We start from the raw sequence: 17,879 nt of genomic DNA on the forward strand, positions 1-17,879 counted from the left end.
TCAATATCTAGAAAACGGGTTTCTTCAAGAAACCCGTTTTCTGGGTAAGAAACCCGTTTTCTGGACTTATGGCGAATCACCTGAATCAGTGAACAGTTGTTAGCCTTTTGGTAACTGATTCAGGTAATTGCATTTGCGTCTCTTGGTTATAATTCACAAACAGGCTATAATGTTAGTAAAACAACGTTAATCTCTAAGGTTTATCAATGACTCAAATATTGATCGAAATTCCCGACGAATTAATATCTCGTTTGCAAGAACAAAAATCCTCGGTTCAAGAGATTGTTATCAAAGCTTTGGAAAATTATGTTCAAGCTGAATTACCAGATATTACCAAGACTCGTACTTGGGAACTTTGTGGAAGTTTAGAAATTGTCCAACCTGAGCCTAAATATATTATCGGACAAGATAATCGGGGTCAAGTTGTAACTAACTACGCTGAAAACATCGATGAAATTATTTATTAAAAATTGTGGACAAAGAAATTATTGTTGATACTTCTGCTTTAATTGCCTTTTTTGTCAAATCTGAAACTCATCACGAAAGCGCTCAAAAATATTACTTAGAAAATCCTCATAATAAGTAGTCGTGCAAAATTAATTTCCTAGTGAAGATAGGCAAGAGGCAAGGGGCAAGAGGCAAGAGGTGGTTAGATATGTGTAATTAATTTTGCTTAGGTACTTAATTGGATTATTCTCGAATCGGTATTCGATGAAACTGTGACTTGGATTCGGAGCAAGGTATCTAGTCGAGCCTCAATTCAAGTGGGTCAAATACTAAGAGAAGATCATCGTTATATCAATGTGTCAGATAGCGATGATCTGGCAATATGGGAAGCTTTCTGTAAGTACAATGATAAAAAATGGAGTTACACAGATTGTTCTATTTTAGTTATGGCTCATCGTTTACAAATATTTAAGGTATTCGCTTTTGATGATCATATTCGTCAAATGGCAGGATTAGGAATTGTTTGTGTCCCATAAACTAATAAAAATACAATTTATGAACGTCGTTCAGATTGCATATCTTGCAACAACCCACGAAACTGAGAAAATGGGTTTCTCAAAGAAACTATTTAGAAAACGGGTTTCTTAAAGAAACCCGTTTTCTGTAAATTTTTGTTATATCCCCCTTGAAAAATTGGCGATTGTTTGCACAAAATAGTCGAAGTCATCCTTTACAGTCAGCGTCATGACTTCTACCCTGTTGCCGAGCCTTTCTGCTATTGACGATGTTTTGTTCAATTTTGCTCAATCTAATGGCTTGAGTCAAGTTAATCAGGTGGATAGTGTGAGAAATCAGGGTTTAACCGCACCCGAATTAAATACTGTAGTTTTCCTCGATGCTGGTGTTACCGATTATCAAAGTCTCCAAGCTGGGGTAATCCCTGGAGTCGCCACGGTTATTCTCTCTCCCAAGGAAGACGGAATCGAACAAATCTCCGCTTTTTTACGACAAAATCCCCAGATTAGCACCATTCACCTCGTTTCTCATGGTGCGCCTGGATGCTTATATTGAGGGAATTGTCAACTCAATTTAACAAATATTTACGATTACCGCCAACAGTTACAGAATTGGGCAAAGATTAATCGTATTCTACTTTACGGTTGTCAGGTTGCGGCGGGAGATGCGGGGACAGAGTTTATTAATAAATTGTCCCAAATTACTGGGGCAAAAATAGCGGCTTCCAGCGGACGGGTAGGAAATGCCGCCTTAGGAGGAAGTTGGGAGTTAGAGGTGAGTTTACCCGCGACAAAGGGAGAGAATCAAACTTTTGTTGAAACATTAGCTAAGATGTAGATGTAGGTTGCTCTCATGGGAAGTTTGGTGACGACAAGTAGCATTGATGATATTTATGGGGAATAATGAATCTAGAGGATCGCCTAACTTTCTGATTGACAGCGACTCGCCATGAACCAAACAACCGCCAATTATGATGAACCCTGGAAAGAAGCATTAACCGAGTATTTTGAAGCGTTTTTATACTTCTTTTTTCCTGAAGTTCACCAATTAATTGATTGGACAAAAATTCCCGAATCCCTAGAAAAAGAACTCAAACGGATTACCGCTTCCTCTAAAACAAAAAAACGTTTCGCTGACAAACTCTATTCAGTTATCAGTTATCAGTTATCAGTTATCAGTGACTAATTGGAAGCAAGCAGCAATCCCTTTGCTATAATAGTGATGGCACACCTGAAAACAAAAGCGACTACTGGGAAGCTGCCAGAACGGGAACAGTGGAAGTGGAGGTTAATCAGGGGATTATATGAAAAGGAGTTCGAGCGGGAACAGATAATTAAACTGTTTGAAATCATCGACAATATGATGACTTTATCCCCTGAATTGCAGTCAAGTTTAGAGAGTAAAATCAAACAATTTGAGGAGGAAAGAACCATGCCTTTAATGAGTAATATGGAGTTACGAGGAATAGAACGCGGTAAGGAAATTGGTAAGGAAATTGGGGAGTTACGAGGGATAGAACGCGGTAAGGAAATCGGTAAGGAAATTGGTAAGGAAATTGGTAAAGAAATTGGAGCGTTAGAAAATGCTCGTAACTATGTTAAAACGGTGCTGAAAACGCGATTGGGTGACATTCCAATAGACATTGAGCAAGCTGTGGATAAAATTTCTGTATTATCGATTTTAGATGAGTTACTGAAATCGGCATTAACCGTTAATTCTTTTGATGAGTTGCAGCAACTTTTAGAACAATAGTCTCAGGAATTTTCTTCTCCAATGAACCCAACAACCGCCAATTATGATGAACCCTGGAAAGAAGCATTAACCGAGTATTTTGAAGCGTTTTTATGCTTCTTTTTTCCCGAAGTTCACCAACTAATCAGTTATCAGTTATCAGTTATCAGTTATCAGTGACTAATTGGAAGCAAGTAAGTGGGTGAGTGGAATTAAATATAAGATGAACGTAGGTTGGGTTGAAGCATGAAACCCAACGCCAGATTATGTTACGCTACCACTAACCCATCCTACAAATAATTGTGTCTCCCTACTTAGCAATCCTTTTGCTATAATAGTCATGGCACACCTGAAAACAAAAGCGACTACTGGGAAGCTGCCAGAACGGGAACAGTGGAAGTGGAGGTTAATCAGGGGATTATATGAAAAGGAGTTCGAGAGGGAACAGATAATTAAACTGTTTGAAATTATCGACAATATGATGACTTTATCCCCTGAATTGCAGTCAAGTTTAGAGAGTAAAATTAAACAATTTGAGGAGGAAAGAACCATGCCTTTAGTAAGTAATATGGAGTTACGAGGAAGGAAAATTGGTGAGGAAATTGGGGAGTTACGAGGGATAGAACGCGGTAAGGAAATTGGTAAGGAAATTGGTAAGGAAATTGGTAAAGAAATTGGGGTGCTAGAAAAAAGCCGCGATGACATAAAAACAGTTTTAACTGTGCGTTTTGGAGAGATTTCTTCAGAAATTGAAGAGATAATCGGCAAAATGACTAACCCTACTATCTTAGAAGAGCTACTAAAATTAGCAGCTACCGCTAATTCTCTCGCAGAATTTAAGCAGTCTTTGGCTAAAATCAATATCTAGAAAACGGGTTTCTTTGAGAACCTATTTAGAAACCGGGTTTCTTCGAGAAACCCGGTTTCTGGACTTATTAACGAATAAAATTAATCTGACAAATATTAAGAAGAATAATCGGTTCAAATTCTTTTCGGTCAGAAGTAAGTAAAATTCCTTTTTCTTGATTGGCTAAAGTCAAAGCAAAACAATCAGCTAAAGAAATGCGCTTAATTAGTGCCTTATATTGGCTTACTTGTCGCCAAAACTTGCTACTTAAATCAAAGCGAGTTTTTATGTTAATATCACTTAATTCTTGAATTAGTTTTTCTGTTTCTGATTCTCCTATATCGCGATAAAAATTATAGTAAACTTCGCAAAGATTAACAACATGAATCATTTTGTTATTATTTTGATTAGTGATGGTTTCTCTGACAAGATCCGCTCCTGTTTCATTACGAACAAAAGCAATTACAGCACAAGCATCTAAAATGATATTCATCTATTAAGCTCCTCCCAATCAATTTCTGCTTGTTTTTGTTGGGCAAAATCTTCACTACTGGTGGGTGCATGAGCATATTTACCTTGTAATGATTTAATTAACTGTTGTCTTTCTTCTTCTGATTTAGGTTTAATTTGAGGCAAAAAATTTTGCTCGATTAACTCTCTAATTTGCAATAATTGTTCGCCAGAAAGATTAGCTAATGATTCAATTATTTGTTGACGTATTGCTGTAGCATTCATGATTATTACTGACAATTAAGTATAAAAAGTTACTATGGTTACAATCTATCACAAAAAATGCTAATTGGCCAGCAAACCTCTAAAATTAAGCAAATAACTGCCTCGCTTTGACGTTAGCGATCGCATCTTCGCAATAACTGAGAAAACGGGTTTCTTTGAGAAACCCGTTTTCTGTAAATTTTTGTTATATCCCCCTTGAAAAATTCGGGATTCTTTGCACAAAATAGTCGCATTAATCTTTTGCGGTCAGTGTCATGACTTCTACCCTCTTGCCGAGCCTTGCTGCTGTTGACGATGTTTTGTTCAATTTTGCTCAATCTGATGGCTTGAGTCAAGCTAATCAGGTGAATAGTGCGAGAAATAAGCGTTTAACCGCTACCGTAGTCTTCCTCGATGCTGGTGTTACCGATTATCAAAGTCTCCAAGCTGGAGTAATTCCAGAAGTCGCCACGGTTATTCTCTCTGCCAATCAAGACAGAATCGAACAAATATCCGCTTTTTTACCACAAAATCCCCAGATTATTACCACCACCTCTATTATTAAATCAGTGCGTTACGCTATCGCGCTTCACAGCCTACGAGTAAGCAAACAACTCAAATGAACCCAACAACCGCCAATTATGATGAACCCTGGAAAGAAGCATTAAGCGAGTATTTTAAAGCCTTTTTAGATTTCTTTTTTCCTGAAGTTCACCAATTGATTGATTGGACAAAAACTCCCGAATCCCTAGAAAAAGAACTCAAACGGATTACCGCTTCAGCCAAGACAAAAAAACGTTTCGCAGACAAACTCTATAAAGTTTGGTTACTCAGGGGTGAAGAAATCTGGATTTTGATTCATATTGAAATTCAAAGTCAATACGAAGAAAATTTCCCTCAGAGGATGTATATTTATAACTATCGGGCCTTTGATTTGTATCAGAAACCAGTTATCAGTCTCGCTATATTAGGAGATGAACGAGTAAATTGGCGACCAAATGCCTATAATTATACTATCGCCGGCTGTGAAGTCAGCCTGAAATTCCCAACAGTCAAATTACTGGACTATGAGGAAAGCTGGACAGAACTAGAAGCAAGTAGCAATCCTTTTGCTATAATAGTGATGGCACACCTGAAAACAAAAGCGACTACAGGGAAGCTGCCAGAACGGGAACAGTGGAAGTGGAGGTTAATCAGGGGATTATATGAAAAGGAGTTTAAGAGAGAACAGATAATTAAACTGTTTGAAATCATCGACAATATGATGACTTTATCAACTAAATTACAGGAAAGCTTAGAGAGTAAAATTAAACAATTTGAGGAGGAAAGAACCATGCCTTTAATGAGTAATATGGAGTTACGAGGAATCGAACGCGGTAAGGAAATTGGTAAGGAAATTGGTAAGGAAATAGGCAAGGAAATTGGTAAGGAAATTGGTAAGGAAATTGGGGCGTTAGAAAATGCTCGTAACTATGTTAAAACGGTGCTGAAAACGCGATTGGGTGACATTCCAATAGAAATTGAGCAAGCTGTTGATAAAATTTCTGTATTATCGATTTTAGACGAGTTACTGAAATCGGCATTAACCGTTAATTCTTTTGATGAGTTGCAGCAACTTTTAGAACAATAGTCTCAGGAATTTTCTTCTCCAATGAACCCAACAACCGCCAATTATGATGAACCCTGGAAAGAAGCATTAAGCGAGTATTTTGAAGCGTTTTTATACTTCTTCTTTCCTGAAGTTCACCAATTGATTGATTGGACAAAAATTCCCGAATCCCTAGAAAAAGAACTCAAACGGATTACCGCTTCCGCTAAAACAAAAAAACGTTTCGCTGACAAACTCTATAAAGTCTGGTTACTCAGGGGAGAAGAAATCTGGATTTTGATTCATATTGAAATTCAAAGTCAATACGAAGAAAATTTCCCCCAGAGGATGTATATTTATAACTATCGTGCCTTTGATTTGTATCAGAAACCGGTTATCAGTCTCGCTATATTAGGAGATGAACGAGTAAATTGGCGACCAGATTCCTATAATTATACCATTGCTGGTTGTGAAGTGAGTTTGAAATTCCCAACAGTCAAATTACTGGACTATGAGGAAAGCTGGTCAGAACTAGAAGCAAGCAGCAATCCCTTTGCTATAATAGTCATGGCACACCTGAAAACAAAAGCGACTACTGGGAAGCTGCCACAACGGGAACAGTGGAAGTGGAAGTTAATCAGGGGATTATATGAAAAGGAGTTCGAGAGAGAACAGATAATTAAACTGTTTGAAATCATCGACAATATGATGACTTTATCCCCTGAATTACAGTCAAGCTTAGAGAGTAAAATCAAACAATTTGAGGAGGAAAGAACCATGCCTTTAATGAGTAATATGGAGTTACGAGGAATAGAACGCGGTAAGGAAATTGGTAAGGAAATTGGGGTGCTAGAAAAAAGCCGCGATGCCATAAAAACAGTTTTAACTGTGCGGTTTGGAGAGATTTCTTCAGAAATTGAAGAGATAATCGGCAAAATGACTAACTCTACTATCTTAGAAGAGCTACTAAAATTAGCAGCTACCGCTAATTCTCTCGCAGAATTTAAGCAGTCTTTGGCAAAAATCCAATCCTAGAACTTCTTGAGAAACCCGGTTTCTTTGAGAACCTATTTAGAAACCGGGTTTCTTGTCTTTGAGAAACCGGGTTTCTTGTAATCAATGTTAATTTATGTTATGGAAACCTTGAAAGATTGGCGATTCTTTGCGTAAAATAGTCGCATTAATCTTTTGCAGTTAACGTCATGACTTCTATTAATACCCACTGAAACCATAATAAATCATAAGCAAAAATCAATGTTAATAATCGATTCTAATCTATACCAGAGATGAACGTGGGTTGGCTTAAGTACCTAAGCAAAATTAATGACACAAATCTAACCCCCCCCTTGCTCCTTGCCTATCTCCACTAGGAAATTTATTCTGCACGACTACCTAATTGTTTAATTTTCACCCTTTATTCAGGAAAAAATCATGTCAACTCCTTTTTTAGTTAAAGATATCCTCCCCGGTTCCTCTGGTTCTGACCCCCGCTATCTGACGGCGCTGGGCAATACCCTGTTCTTCACTGCCGATGACGGCGTAAACGGTGAGGAATTGTGGAGGAGCGACGGCACGGCCGCAGGTACGGTTTTGGTCAAGGATATCCGCCCCAGTATCTTTGGCTCCGACCCCCGCAATCTAACAGCAGTGGGCAACACACTGTTCTTCACTGCCAGTGACGGCGTGAACGGTCGGGAATTATGGAAAAGCGACGGCACAGCGGCCGGCACGGTTCTGGTCAAAGATATTTTTCCCGGTTTATCTGCCTCCCCCAGCAATCTAACGGCAGTGGGCAACACCCTCTTCTTCCGGGCCAATGACGGCGTGAACGGTTATGAATTGTGGAAAAGCGACGGCACAGCGGCCGGCACGGTTCTGGTCAAAGATATTTTTCCCGGTTTATCTGGTCCCTCCCCCAGCAATCTAACGGCAGTGGGCAGTACCCTCTTCTTCACTGCCAGTGACGACAATGACGGCTTTGAATTGTGGAAGAGCGACGGCACGGCGGCCGGCACGGTTCTGGTCAAGAATATCCGCCCCTACAATCTGACGGTGCTGGGCAACACCCTCTTCTTCGCTGCTTTTGACGGCGTAAACGGTGAGGAATTGTGGAAAAGCGACGGCACGGCGGCCGGTACGGTTCTGGTCAGAGATATCTGGCCTGGTTCCTCTGGCTCCAACCCCAGCAATCTAACGGCGGTGGGCAACACCCTTACCCTGTTCTTCACTGCCAATGACGGCGTGAACGGTACTGAATTGTGGAAAAGCGACGGCACGGCCGCAGGTACGGTTCTGGTCAGAGATATCCGCGCTGGTTCCTCTAGCTCCAACCTGGAAAATCTGACGGCAGTGGGCAGCACCCTGTTCTTCACCGTCGATGACGGCGTGAACGGTAAGGAATTGTGGAAAAGCGACGGCACGGCGGCCGGTACGGTTTTGGTCAAAGATATCCGCGCTGGTTCCTCTAGCTCCAACCCCGGCAATCTAACGGCAGTGGGTAATACCCTGTTCTTCACTGTCAATGACGGCGTAAACGGTGAGGAATTGTGGAGGAGCGACGGCACGGCGGCCGGTACGGTTTTGGTGGCCGACACCCGACCCGGTGCCTCTAGCTCCAACCCCAGCAATCTAAGGGCAGTGGGCAGTACCCTGTTCTTCAGCGCCGATAACGGCGTTAACGGTGCTGAATTGTGGGCCGTGAGTACGCTCCCAGTTCCCACCCTCGCTATTGCCGCCACCAGTGCCAACCAAACCGAGGGCAACAGTGGCAGTAAAGCTTTCACTTTCACCGTCACTCGTTCGGTTATCACCACGGGAAGCAATAACGTTGACTGGGCAGTGACCAGCAGCGGCAGCAATCCTGCCAATGCCACTGATTTTGTCGGGTCCGTGTTACCGTCAGGAACCGTGAGTTTTGCCCCGGGAGAAACCAGTAAAGTGATTACCGTTAACGTTCTGGGAGATACCACATTTGAACCGAACGAAAACTTTACCGTCATCCTCTCCAATCCCACCAACGGCGCTAACATTACCACCGCTACTGCCACGGGAACCATCGAAAATGATGATGTAGCAATCCCCATCCTCACCATTGCCGCCACCAGCAGCAGTCAAACCGAGGGCAACAGTGGCAGCAAGGCCTTTACCTTCACCGTCACTCGTGCGGATAACACCACCGGAAGCAATAACGTCAACTGGGCAGTTACCGGCACCGGCACTTTTCCCGCTAACGCTGCCGATTTTGTCGGGGGAGTGTTACCCAGTGGGGTAGTGAGTTTTGCCCCGGGAGAAAGCAGTAAGGTGATTACTGTTAACGTTCTGGGAGATACAACGATAGAACCGAACGAAAACTTTACCGTCACCCTCTCCAATCCCACCAACGGAGCTACTCTCGGCACTCCATCTACGGCAACCGCGACCATTATTGACGAGGACTCCGTTCCTTTTTTAGTTAAAGATATCTACCCCGGTTCCTTTGGTCCCTACCCCGGCAATCTGACGGCCCGGGGCAATACTCTGTTCTTCACTGCCTATGACAGCGTTAACGGTGAGGAATTGTGGAGGAGCGACGGCACAGCGGCCGGTACAGTTGCGGTCGCCGACATCAACCCGGGTGACTATGGCTCCTACCCCAGCAATCTGACGGTGGTGGGCAGTACCCTGTTCTTCCAGGCCTATGACAGCGTGAACGGTATTGAATTATGGAAGAGCGACGGCACGGCGGCCGGTACAGTTCTGGTCAAAGATATCCTCCCCGGTTCTTCAGGCTCCTTCCCCCGCAATCTGACGGCAGTGGGCAACACCCTGTTCTTCCAGGCCTTTGACAACGTTAACGGTACTGAATTGTGGAAAAGCGACGGCACGGCGGCCGGTACGGTTTTGGTCAAGGATATCAACCCCGGTGACTATGGCTCCTACCCCCGCTATCTAACGGCAGTAGGCAATACCCTCTTTTTCAGTGCCAGCGGCGTTAGCGGTACTGAATTGTGGAAAAGCGACGGCACGGCGGCCGGTACGGTTCTGGTCAAGAATATCCGCCCCAGTTCCTCTAGCTCCTTCCCCCGCTATCTAACACCAGTAGGCAACACCCTCTTTTTCACTGCGGATAACGGCGCGAACGGTCGGGAATTGTGGAAAAGCGACGGCACGGCCGCGGGTACGGTTTTGGTCAAAGATATTTTTCCCGGTTCCTCTTACTCCCCCCTCCGCAATCTAACGGCAGTGGGCAGTACCCTGTTCTTCGCTGCCGATGACGGCGTGAACGGTCGGGAATTGTGGAAAAGCGACGGCACGGCCGCGGGTACGGTTTTGGTCAAGGATATCGGACTCGGTTCCTTTAGCTCCAACCCCCGCAATCTAACGGCAGTGGGTAATACCCTCTTTTTCACTGCTAATGACTACGTTAACGGTGAGGAATTGTGGAAGAGCGACGGCACGGAGGCTGGTACGGTTCTGGTCAAGAATATCAACCCCGGTTCCGGTTTCTCTGGCAACTACCCCCGCAATCTAACGGCGGTGGGTAATACCCTGTTCTTCACTGCCGATGACGGCGTAAACGGTACTGAATTGTGGAAAAGCGACGGCACGGCGGCCGGCACGATTCTGGTGGGGGACATCCGCCCCGGTTCCTCTAGCTCCGACCCCCAAAACCTGAGAGTAGTGGGCAGCACCCTGTACTTCACTGCCGATGACGGCGTGAACGGTCGGGAATTGTGGGCCGTGAGTGGTCCCGCAGTTCCCACCCTCGCCATTGCCGCCACCAATGCCAGTCAAACCGAGGGCAACAGTGGCAGTAAAGCCTTTACTTTCACCGTTACTCGTTCGGTTATCACCACGGGAACCAATAACGTTGACTGGGCAGTTACCGGCACTGGAACCAATCCTGCCAATGCCACTGATTTTGTCGGGTCCGTGTTACCGTCAGGAACCGTGAGTTTTGCCCCGGGAGAAAGCAGTAAAGTAATTACTGTTAACGTTCAGGGAGATACAACAGTAGAACCGAACGAAAACTTTACCGTTACCCTCTCCAATGCCACCAACGGCGCTACTATTACCACCGCTACTGCCACGGGAACCATCAATAATGATGACTTTATCGGTACTTCTGGTCCCGACACCCTTGTGGGTACTTCTGGAGCGGATGCCATGACTGGGTTAGCCGGAAATGATACTTATACGGTAAATAACGCCGGGGATTTGGTGATTGAAGCTCTCAACCAGGGAACCGATACCGTGCAAGCTTCCATTTTCTATACTCTTCCCAACAACGTGGAAAATCTCCTTCTCACTGGTACTGGTAATCTTAATGGCACGGGTAATGGCTTAAATAACCAGATTACAGGGAATAGTGGCAATAATAACCTCAATGGTGCTGCTGGTAACGATAGCCTCAATGGTGCTGCTGGTAACGATACCCTCAATGGTGCTGCTGGACGCGATACTTTAACCGGTGAGACGGGGACAGACATCTTCATCTTCCGATTTGGTCAGTCCACCTCGGCAGCCCTAGACCGAGTTACGGATTTTGCTATTGGTACTGATAAAATTGACCTGCTTAGTCAAGCTGGTGGGGCCATTAATGCCCCGGTCGCTTTTACCCGGGCAACAGACAGCACCACGACCAATATTAACACCATTGTTACTAACGTCTTTACCGATGCTAATGGGGCAACAGCCGGAAATCAAGCTCTCGGAACTAACAGTGCTGTTTTAGTGCGGGACAATAGTTCTTCTACTTACCTAATTATCAACGACGGTACGGCGGGTTTCCAAAGTGCTAATGATTTGGTGATTAATCTGACTGGGTTAACGGGTACTTTACCGGCGCTCGGTACTATTGCGGTCAATAGTTTCTTTGTCTAAATTAATGGGGGGGATTCTTAAATCGAGTTCCCCCATTCACCAGTCATCAACTCATCGGCTCTGACAGGCGATCGCCATTGGTGTGAGTTTCAAACGTAAGCGTCAAAGTTGATCACAGGGAAGGAAATGGCGATCGCAGTGGGAGGCGGTCACTATGGCGTAAACTCAAGGGGGATTAGTGCAATCAGTAACGTTTAGTTCTTGACATCCTCGCCGCCCTAAAAGTGCGGCGATTCCTAAACCTCACGATTTAAGTTTCTGCTTCCACCACCGTCGCATACCACAGTTAAAAAACCATGTACTGTCTTACACAGAGTCCACAGACTTTCGCCCCATTTCAGAAGCCCGATTCCGTGTGTCCCACGGTACGTTGACCGCCTATAGCTTCTTGTACTTGTTGCGCGCGACTTTTTACCCGGCCAAGCTTTTCTGGTCGGAACCCCCTAAGCCGAGTTTTCAAGGTGCTGCGCCGTCCACTTGGTTTTCGAGACTGGCCTTTTAATTCTAACGTAAAGCCAACCTAGAACGGCGGGGTTTCAGACCCAAAATTTCCGATGACCAATGCACCTGACGACTACGATAGTCCTTGGAAAACGGCTCTGGTGCGGTATTTCCAGGAATTTCTGGCGTTTTACTTTCCGGCGGCTTATGAGTCCATTGATTGGACATTCCCCCATAGGTTTCTGGAGCAAGAACTGGCCCAAATTGTGGCAGATGCGGAATTAGGGCGGCGACGGGTGGACTGTTTGGTAGAAGTGACCCTGACCACGGCCAAGCAGGAATGGGTTTATATTCATGTGGAGGTTCAGGGGCGACCGAATAGAACCTTTGCTGAACGGTTGTTTATTTACAACTATCGGCTTTATGACCGTTACCGTCGCCCGGTTGCAACCTTAGCCGTGTTAGCAGATACAAATCCAAGCTGGCGACCCCAGGGATTCAGCTACGACTTGCTTGGTAGTCGGACAAGCATTGAATTTGCGACAGTAAAAATTCTTGACTACGCCAACTGTCTCAATGCTTTGCTAGACAATCCCAACCCTTTTGCCCTGGTGACTGCGGCCCATTTATTAACCCAACAAACCCGCAATAATCCGTCAGGGCGCTATGACGCCAAGTGGCAGTTGGCTCGATTACTATATGAGAGGGATTGGGATAAGCAACGGATTCTTGATTTGTTTGGCATTATCGACTGGTTAATGAAGTTGCCCCAAGACTTGGAGAAACAACTGTGGACATCCATTCAAAATTTGGAGAAAAATAAAGCCATGCCCTATGTCTTATCGGTAGAACGTATTGCCCGTCAAGAAGGTCGTCAAGAAGGTCGCCAGGAGGGTCGTCAGGAGGGGCTTCTCGAAGGAGAATCTCTGCTGATTGTGCGACAGTTGTCAAAACGATTTGGTACCCTGAGTCCGGATGTGGTGGCCCAGATTCGTGGGCTGACGGCGTCGCAATTAGAACAGTTGGGGGAGGCTCTCTTGGATTTTCAATCCTTGGCGGATTTGGATAACTGTTTGGATTCCCTTTAAATTCAGGTTTGTTAAGCGACCAGTTTAGTCAGTCCACTGCCGCAGCCCTAGACCGAGTTACGGATTTTGCTATTGGTACTGATAAAATTGACCTGCTTAGTCAAGCTGGTGCGGCAATATCGTACTTTTAGCCCTGAAATATATGATAGCGATGATAGTTTAAAAAATCTAAATCTGGTGAAAAGCGAGCGGGAACATTTAAAGTTTTACCGCGATAGTTGATAAAATTTAGTGCTAACGTCTCGCTACCTTGATCCTGAGCCTTTTTTTCGATCTCATGGCCAATAATTAATCTTAAATCCTCATCGAAACTAATTAAACCTCGATCGAAAGCAGTATCATGAGTACGAGCTAGGCACAAGCCATTATGAGGGTTTAAACGCTGTTCAGGAAATTGACTCCAGGGTAATATATGACTAGCTGTTAGTAACAGCGGAATGGGATTTCCTGTAATACAGCAACGATAGTTATATAATGCTAAAATTGTCTTTCTAAAAAAGTTTTGTCCGATTCTAACTTTTCTGATTGCCTCGTTTTCTGTTTTAATCTTTTCCGAAAAATCAAGTCTAGTAAAATCCTCTTGCTGTTCGTTGATAACTCCTAAAAGAACCTGTAATCTTTCCTCACTTTCTAGGGCTAATTCTGTCCAGTTATCCTCGAACTCCTGCCAGATTTGCCGATCAGCTTTACTGATACCTTTTAACCCCTGTACTCCTCGCAATTGATGCCTGGGATCGAGAGAACCAAAATTACATAGTTTCATCACCAGGGCCGATGGTGTTCGCTGTAACTTTTGAGCGACTTCGATAATAATAGGATTATTGGTGTGGAATTGTCCATAGGGAAATTTATAGTATAAATTGAGAGCGATCAGCAGCTCATCCCTTGTCCATAAATTCTTAGTCATAGCCCTTGGAAAATACCACCATCAGCCCTGAAATTACTGCTCAAATCAAATCGGGAAAAACTTCGCGCACTGCTGGATGAATTAACCGATGATTGGCGACATTTAACCCCTTAGCGAGGGAAACATCTTGATCCAAAGCTTTTACTCCATGGTCGGCTAATTTAATAACGTAGGGTAGGGTACTATTATTTAAAGCTTGAGTTGCCGTCCAGGGTACTGCTCCAGGCATATTAGGCACTCCATAATGTACTACTCCCGACTCCAGGTAAGTCGGTTGACTGTGGGAAGTGGCCCGCAGGGTTTCCACGCAGCCGCCTTGGTCCACTGCCACATCGACAATTACGGAACCAGGGTTCATTTTGGCGACTAAAGAGCGAGAAACCAGCGTCGGCGCTCGTTTTCCTAAGACTAGCACTGCTCCAATCAATAAATCGGCCCTAGGAACCACATTTTCTAATTGTGCCGAGCTACTATAAAGCAATTCTACCCGCGAACCGAATAAAGTCTCTAAATAGGCCAAGCGCTCGACGTTAATATCTAAAATAGTTACTTTTGCCCCCATACCGATGGCAATTCTGGCCGCTTCCGTACCCACCACACCACCGCCAAGGATAACCACTTGTCCAGGACTCACCCCAGGGAACCCCCCCAGTAAAACTCCCCTACCTCCCTGTTGTTTTTCCAGATAGCGGGCCCCAAATTGTACCGAAAGACGACCGGCAATAACACTCATGGGAGTTAAGAGAGGCAAACGACCATCGGCAAGCTCGACCGTTTCATAAGCGATCGCAGTTGTTCCCGACTCAATTAATGCTTCCGTTAAACAGCGCTCGGCTGCTAGGTGTAAATAGGTGAAAAGGAGAGCCTCCTTGTTTAAAAAGCCGTATTCTGCCTTAAGCGGCTCTTTTACCTTGACAACTAGCGGTTTATCCCAAACTTGGGCCGCTTTTTCCACAATTTTGGCCCCGGCTTTTTGGTAATCTTCATCGCTGAATCCGGCACCTAATCCGGCGGCCGTTTCCACAAATACCCTGTGACCGCGATCATTGAGTACACGCACACTACTGGGACTTAAACCGACGCGAAACTCTTGATCTTTAATCTCTTTGGGAACACCTATTTCCATGGTTTGCTTCTGGGGGACTATTTCTAACTACTTTAGCCTGTTAGTCCTAGTCTGCCAGTTATCAGGCATACTATTGGGGAATTTTAGTGACTTTTTTGGTATTCTTCGAGCAAATCGATTAAATCTATCTGACATTTGCTGGGTAACAAATCCGCTAGGGAAACTTGCAGATGACCACCTCCGAGGGTGACTTTTATCTCCCGCAGGATAGACATGACTGCATTCTCACTTAAACTGTCGTTTTCGAGCAAAGGGAAGACTTTTTCGGCAACGACGCTGTGTAAATGTGCTTCCCGGAGATAGAGATGCCATTTAGCCACGTCAATGTAGATATTGTCCCCGATTTGGGCCGCCAGATTTTCGATGTCCTGAGTTGTGTTAGCCATGGGATGTTACCGAGTAGTCAGCGATCGCCGCTATATAAATCAAATGTCCCACCAATAGGATAGCCCAAATTCCCGTGAACAGATTTAACCAAGTCCAATCGGAAAATTTAATGATATGAAAAAACCACAACCCTGAATTAATCGCTAAAAAACCCGCTACATGAACGGCGAAATTCATGCGATCATCTAAACGTCGGAAAGCGGGATCGTTTTTGCGATCGGGTTGACGGGGCCAACGGGGAGGCATAAGCAGTGATCAGTTATCAATTATCAGTTATCAGTGTACCGTTTTTTTTAGCTAAGTTAAGTTGCCAGAGTGCCTATCCTCACCAAGAAGTTAATTTTGTCCTATTACTTATCTACTGGTGACAATTTCCACTTCGGGTAAGATTTCTAAAGATAAACGGGTTCTGACGGTGCCAGAAAGACGTTTAAGCAGTTGTGGGCGTAAATCGCGCAGAATATAGATTAATTCATCTCCTGTGCGCCATTCTTCCCTTTCTGTGACTACCTGTAGGGAATTATCGCGGCGCAATAGTAGGGGCAGCAGTTCGCCATTTTCGATTAATTTAGTTAATCTGGTTTGTTGTTCGCTCAAATCATCGGCTTTAAAGATAGTTTTACCCAATTTAATCTGATTATCGTCTAAATACTGATTCCATTCCTTGACCGAAAAACTAGGCAGAAAAACCTGATTAACCTTATTTTTATCTGGGTTAGGGGTTCCCGCAAAGGCAGCCAACACCCGGGGAGGATGAAATTCCTCCCCGGCTCTTTGGGCTAAAACCAGATTAACCTCGCTATTATTAGTCAAAACCAGAAAAGTCCCCATGGATTCGATGCCGGCTTCTTGCAGTATTTTTGTATCAAGTGCGCTACTCTGCAGCACCGTCAAACCCTCTTGTTTTGCTTGCTGACAGGCCGCAGCATCCGTATCGATTAAAACCACGTTTTCACCTTGTTCTTGGAATAAACAGCCGATTAAGCGACCTAGGGGATTACAACCGACGATTACTGCCCCTGTTGCCGCAGAAGAAGTGATTTTTAGCCCTTTTGCCACCCACCGCGCCGTTAATCCCTGAATAAAAACGGTCATTAAAATTGTTAAAAAGACTAAAGCTTTGATCGCTTCACCGCCATTAATACCGGCACGGGTGAGTAAAATGGCAAATAAAGAAGCTACGGAAGCAGAAACGATTCCTCTAGGGGCAACCCAAGCGATAAATAACTTATGTCGCCAATTTAGGTCACTTTTTAGGGTACACAGAGCCACACTCAGGGGACGTACCACCAGCATCAAGACTAACACAGTCAGGACGCTGCCCCAACCCAAAGCGATGACACTGGCGATCGAAAGATCCGCCGCTAGTAAAATAAACAGTACCGACACGCAAAGAGTGGTTAATTGACCCTTAAAACGTCTTAATAACCGCTCATCGGGAACTGCCGCTGCTTTTAGCACAATTCCCGCCATTACCACCGCCATTAACCCCGATTCACTGCGGCTAAATTGCGATAAACCAAATAACCCCCAGACTCCCGCTAAAACCACGAGATTCTTTAACTCAAAAGTCAGAAAATTGCAAGTTTTTATAATAAAACTTAACAATCCGCCGCCGACAATGCCGATCGCCGCCCCGATACCTAAACGCAGGGTTAAACCAGTGATAATTGCCATGGGGCGGGAATGACTATCAATAATCGTATTTAGCACCACTACGGCTAAAATTGCGCCCACAGGGTCGATTAATACCCCTTCCCCTTCCAAAAGCGTCGCCACCCGTCGATCTACGGCTACTTGCTTCAGCAAAGGCCCGATCACCGTCGGACCAGTTACCACCACTAAGGAAGCGTAAAGAAATGCGATCGGCCAGGGAAATTCCCCCAACCAGTGGGCTGCCATACCGCCACCGATGAGAGTGATGGAAGTACCGAGGGTGACAAGGTTGCGTAAACTGCCAGAAACTCGCCCTAATTCCCGTCCGCTTAGGCTTAAACCGCCTTCAAATAGGATAATCGCCACAGAGAGGGCAACAAGGACTTCTAAACCAATTCCCAGACTTTGGGGGTGTAAAATTTCCCAACCATCGGACCCTAAAGCAATCCCAAAAATGAGCAGGAAAACAATACTGGGAACTTTCAGGTATTCGGCGATGACTTGGGCTGTAATCCCCGCCACCACAGTGATGACAATTTGCAGAGTAAGGGCGAAAGATGGATCCATGT

The 17,879-nt window shown here is 44.7% G+C and carries 17 protein-coding genes and 3 pseudogenes; 13 read left to right on the top strand and 7 right to left on the bottom strand.

From position 1 onward, the window contains the following. Positions 1-206 precede the first annotated feature (206 nt). The 7 genes and pseudogenes from VL20_RS09455 (at position 207) to VL20_RS09480 (ending at position 3,562) form a co-directional block, all read left to right on the top strand. A complete protein-coding gene (locus VL20_RS09455; protein ID WP_002733873.1) occupies positions 207-467 on the top strand; it encodes a hypothetical protein in 261 nt (86 codons plus the stop codon). A 216-nt stretch (positions 468-683) separates the two neighbouring features. Then, positions 684-983 (top strand): annotated as a pseudogene (locus VL20_RS09460) (type II toxin-antitoxin system VapC family toxin); the annotation flags it as partial. Positions 984-1,191: 208 nt separating this feature from the next. Beyond that, positions 1,192-1,800 (top strand): annotated as a pseudogene (locus VL20_RS32460) (DUF4347 domain-containing protein). A 111-nt stretch (positions 1,801-1,911) separates the two neighbouring features. Then, positions 1,912-2,148 carry a hypothetical protein gene (locus VL20_RS33710; protein WP_052276336.1) on the top strand — a complete coding sequence of 79 codons (237 nt, stop codon included), beginning with the start codon at positions 1,912-1,914 and terminating at the stop codon, positions 2,146-2,148. A 36-nt stretch (positions 2,149-2,184) separates the two neighbouring features. Then, positions 2,185-2,715 (top strand): hypothetical protein, encoded by a 531-nt coding sequence (locus VL20_RS09475; protein ID WP_052276337.1) that lies wholly within the window; start codon positions 2,185-2,187, stop codon positions 2,713-2,715. 21 nt (positions 2,716-2,736) lie between these two features. Then, entirely contained in the window at positions 2,737-2,874 is a 138-nt protein-coding gene (locus VL20_RS31680) for a hypothetical protein (RefSeq protein WP_167341542.1), read from the top strand. A gap of 160 nt (positions 2,875-3,034) precedes the next feature. Beyond that, on the top strand, positions 3,035-3,562 hold the full coding sequence (locus VL20_RS09480) for a hypothetical protein (RefSeq protein ID WP_052276338.1): 528 nt from the start codon (positions 3,035-3,037) through the stop codon (positions 3,560-3,562). 67 nt (positions 3,563-3,629) lie between these two features. Here the strand turns inward: VL20_RS09480 and VL20_RS09485 are convergent, their stop codons facing one another. Together VL20_RS09485 and VL20_RS09490 are read right to left on the bottom strand one after the other, a co-directional pair. Continuing rightward, complete coding sequence (locus VL20_RS09485; protein ID WP_052276339.1) at positions 3,630-4,034, bottom strand: type II toxin-antitoxin system VapC family toxin; 405 nt, start codon at positions 4,032-4,034, stop codon at positions 3,630-3,632. Next, a complete protein-coding gene (locus VL20_RS09490) occupies positions 4,031-4,276 on the bottom strand; it encodes a hypothetical protein (RefSeq protein WP_052276340.1) in 246 nt (81 codons plus the stop codon). The genes VL20_RS09485 and VL20_RS09490 overlap by 4 nt, the downstream gene beginning before the upstream one ends. Positions 4,277-4,530: 254 nt before the next feature. Between VL20_RS09490 and VL20_RS09495 the strand changes: the two genes are divergently transcribed. From VL20_RS09495 to VL20_RS33715, 6 genes and pseudogenes are all read left to right on the top strand, one after another. After that, positions 4,531-4,878 (top strand): DUF4347 domain-containing protein, encoded by a 348-nt coding sequence (locus tag VL20_RS09495; protein WP_052276341.1) that lies wholly within the window; start codon positions 4,531-4,533, stop codon positions 4,876-4,878. After that, positions 4,875-5,885, top strand: coding sequence for an RpnC/YadD family protein (locus VL20_RS09500; protein ID WP_052276342.1), 1,011 nt, complete (start codon positions 4,875-4,877; stop codon positions 5,883-5,885). Before VL20_RS09495 ends, VL20_RS09500 begins: the two co-directional genes overlap by 4 nt. 21 nt (positions 5,886-5,906) lie before the next feature. Beyond that, positions 5,907-6,878, top strand: a complete 972-nt coding sequence (locus tag VL20_RS09505; protein WP_052276343.1) for an RpnC/YadD family protein — start codon at positions 5,907-5,909, stop codon at positions 6,876-6,878. A 396-nt stretch (positions 6,879-7,274) separates the two neighbouring features. Continuing rightward, positions 7,275-11,705: an ELWxxDGT repeat protein gene (locus VL20_RS27935; protein WP_128575178.1), complete on the top strand. Its 4,431-nt coding sequence runs from the start codon at positions 7,275-7,277 to the stop codon at positions 11,703-11,705. 554 nt (positions 11,706-12,259) lie between these two features. Beyond that, on the top strand, positions 12,260-13,234 hold the full coding sequence (locus VL20_RS09520; protein ID WP_002785426.1) for a DUF4351 domain-containing protein: 975 nt from the start codon (positions 12,260-12,262) through the stop codon (positions 13,232-13,234). 20 nt (positions 13,235-13,254) lie between these two features. Next, positions 13,255-13,356 (top strand): annotated as a pseudogene (locus tag VL20_RS33715) (bluetail domain-containing putative surface protein); the annotation flags it as partial. 5 nt (positions 13,357-13,361) lie between these two features. On the opposite strand, the gene VL20_RS09525 reads toward VL20_RS33715, so the two are convergent. The 5 genes from VL20_RS09525 to VL20_RS09545 form a co-directional block, all read right to left on the bottom strand. Continuing rightward, on the bottom strand, positions 13,362-14,141 hold the full coding sequence (locus VL20_RS09525; protein ID WP_052276344.1) for an HNH endonuclease: 780 nt from the start codon (positions 14,139-14,141) through the stop codon (positions 13,362-13,364). Positions 14,142-14,181: 40 nt separating this feature from the next. Further along, positions 14,182-15,267 carry an alanine dehydrogenase gene (gene ald / locus VL20_RS09530; protein WP_052276345.1) on the bottom strand — a complete coding sequence of 362 codons (1,086 nt, stop codon included), beginning with the start codon at positions 15,265-15,267 and terminating at the stop codon, positions 14,182-14,184. Between the two features lie 83 nt (positions 15,268-15,350). Then, a complete protein-coding gene (locus tag VL20_RS09535) occupies positions 15,351-15,653 on the bottom strand; it encodes a DUF3181 family protein (RefSeq protein WP_004161125.1) in 303 nt (100 codons plus the stop codon). Continuing rightward, positions 15,646-15,900, bottom strand: coding sequence for a hypothetical protein (locus VL20_RS09540; RefSeq protein ID WP_052276346.1), 255 nt, complete (start codon positions 15,898-15,900; stop codon positions 15,646-15,648). Before VL20_RS09540 ends, VL20_RS09535 begins: the two co-directional genes overlap by 8 nt. Positions 15,901-16,008: 108 nt before the next feature. Continuing rightward, positions 16,009-17,877: a cation:proton antiporter gene (locus VL20_RS09545; RefSeq protein WP_052276347.1), complete on the bottom strand. Its 1,869-nt coding sequence runs from the start codon at positions 17,875-17,877 to the stop codon at positions 16,009-16,011. Between the last annotated feature and the right edge of the window lie 2 nt (positions 17,878-17,879).

The organism is Microcystis panniformis FACHB-1757, from assembly GCF_001264245.1.
GTDB classification, from domain to species: domain Bacteria; phylum Cyanobacteriota; class Cyanobacteriia; order Cyanobacteriales; family Microcystaceae; genus Microcystis; species Microcystis panniformis.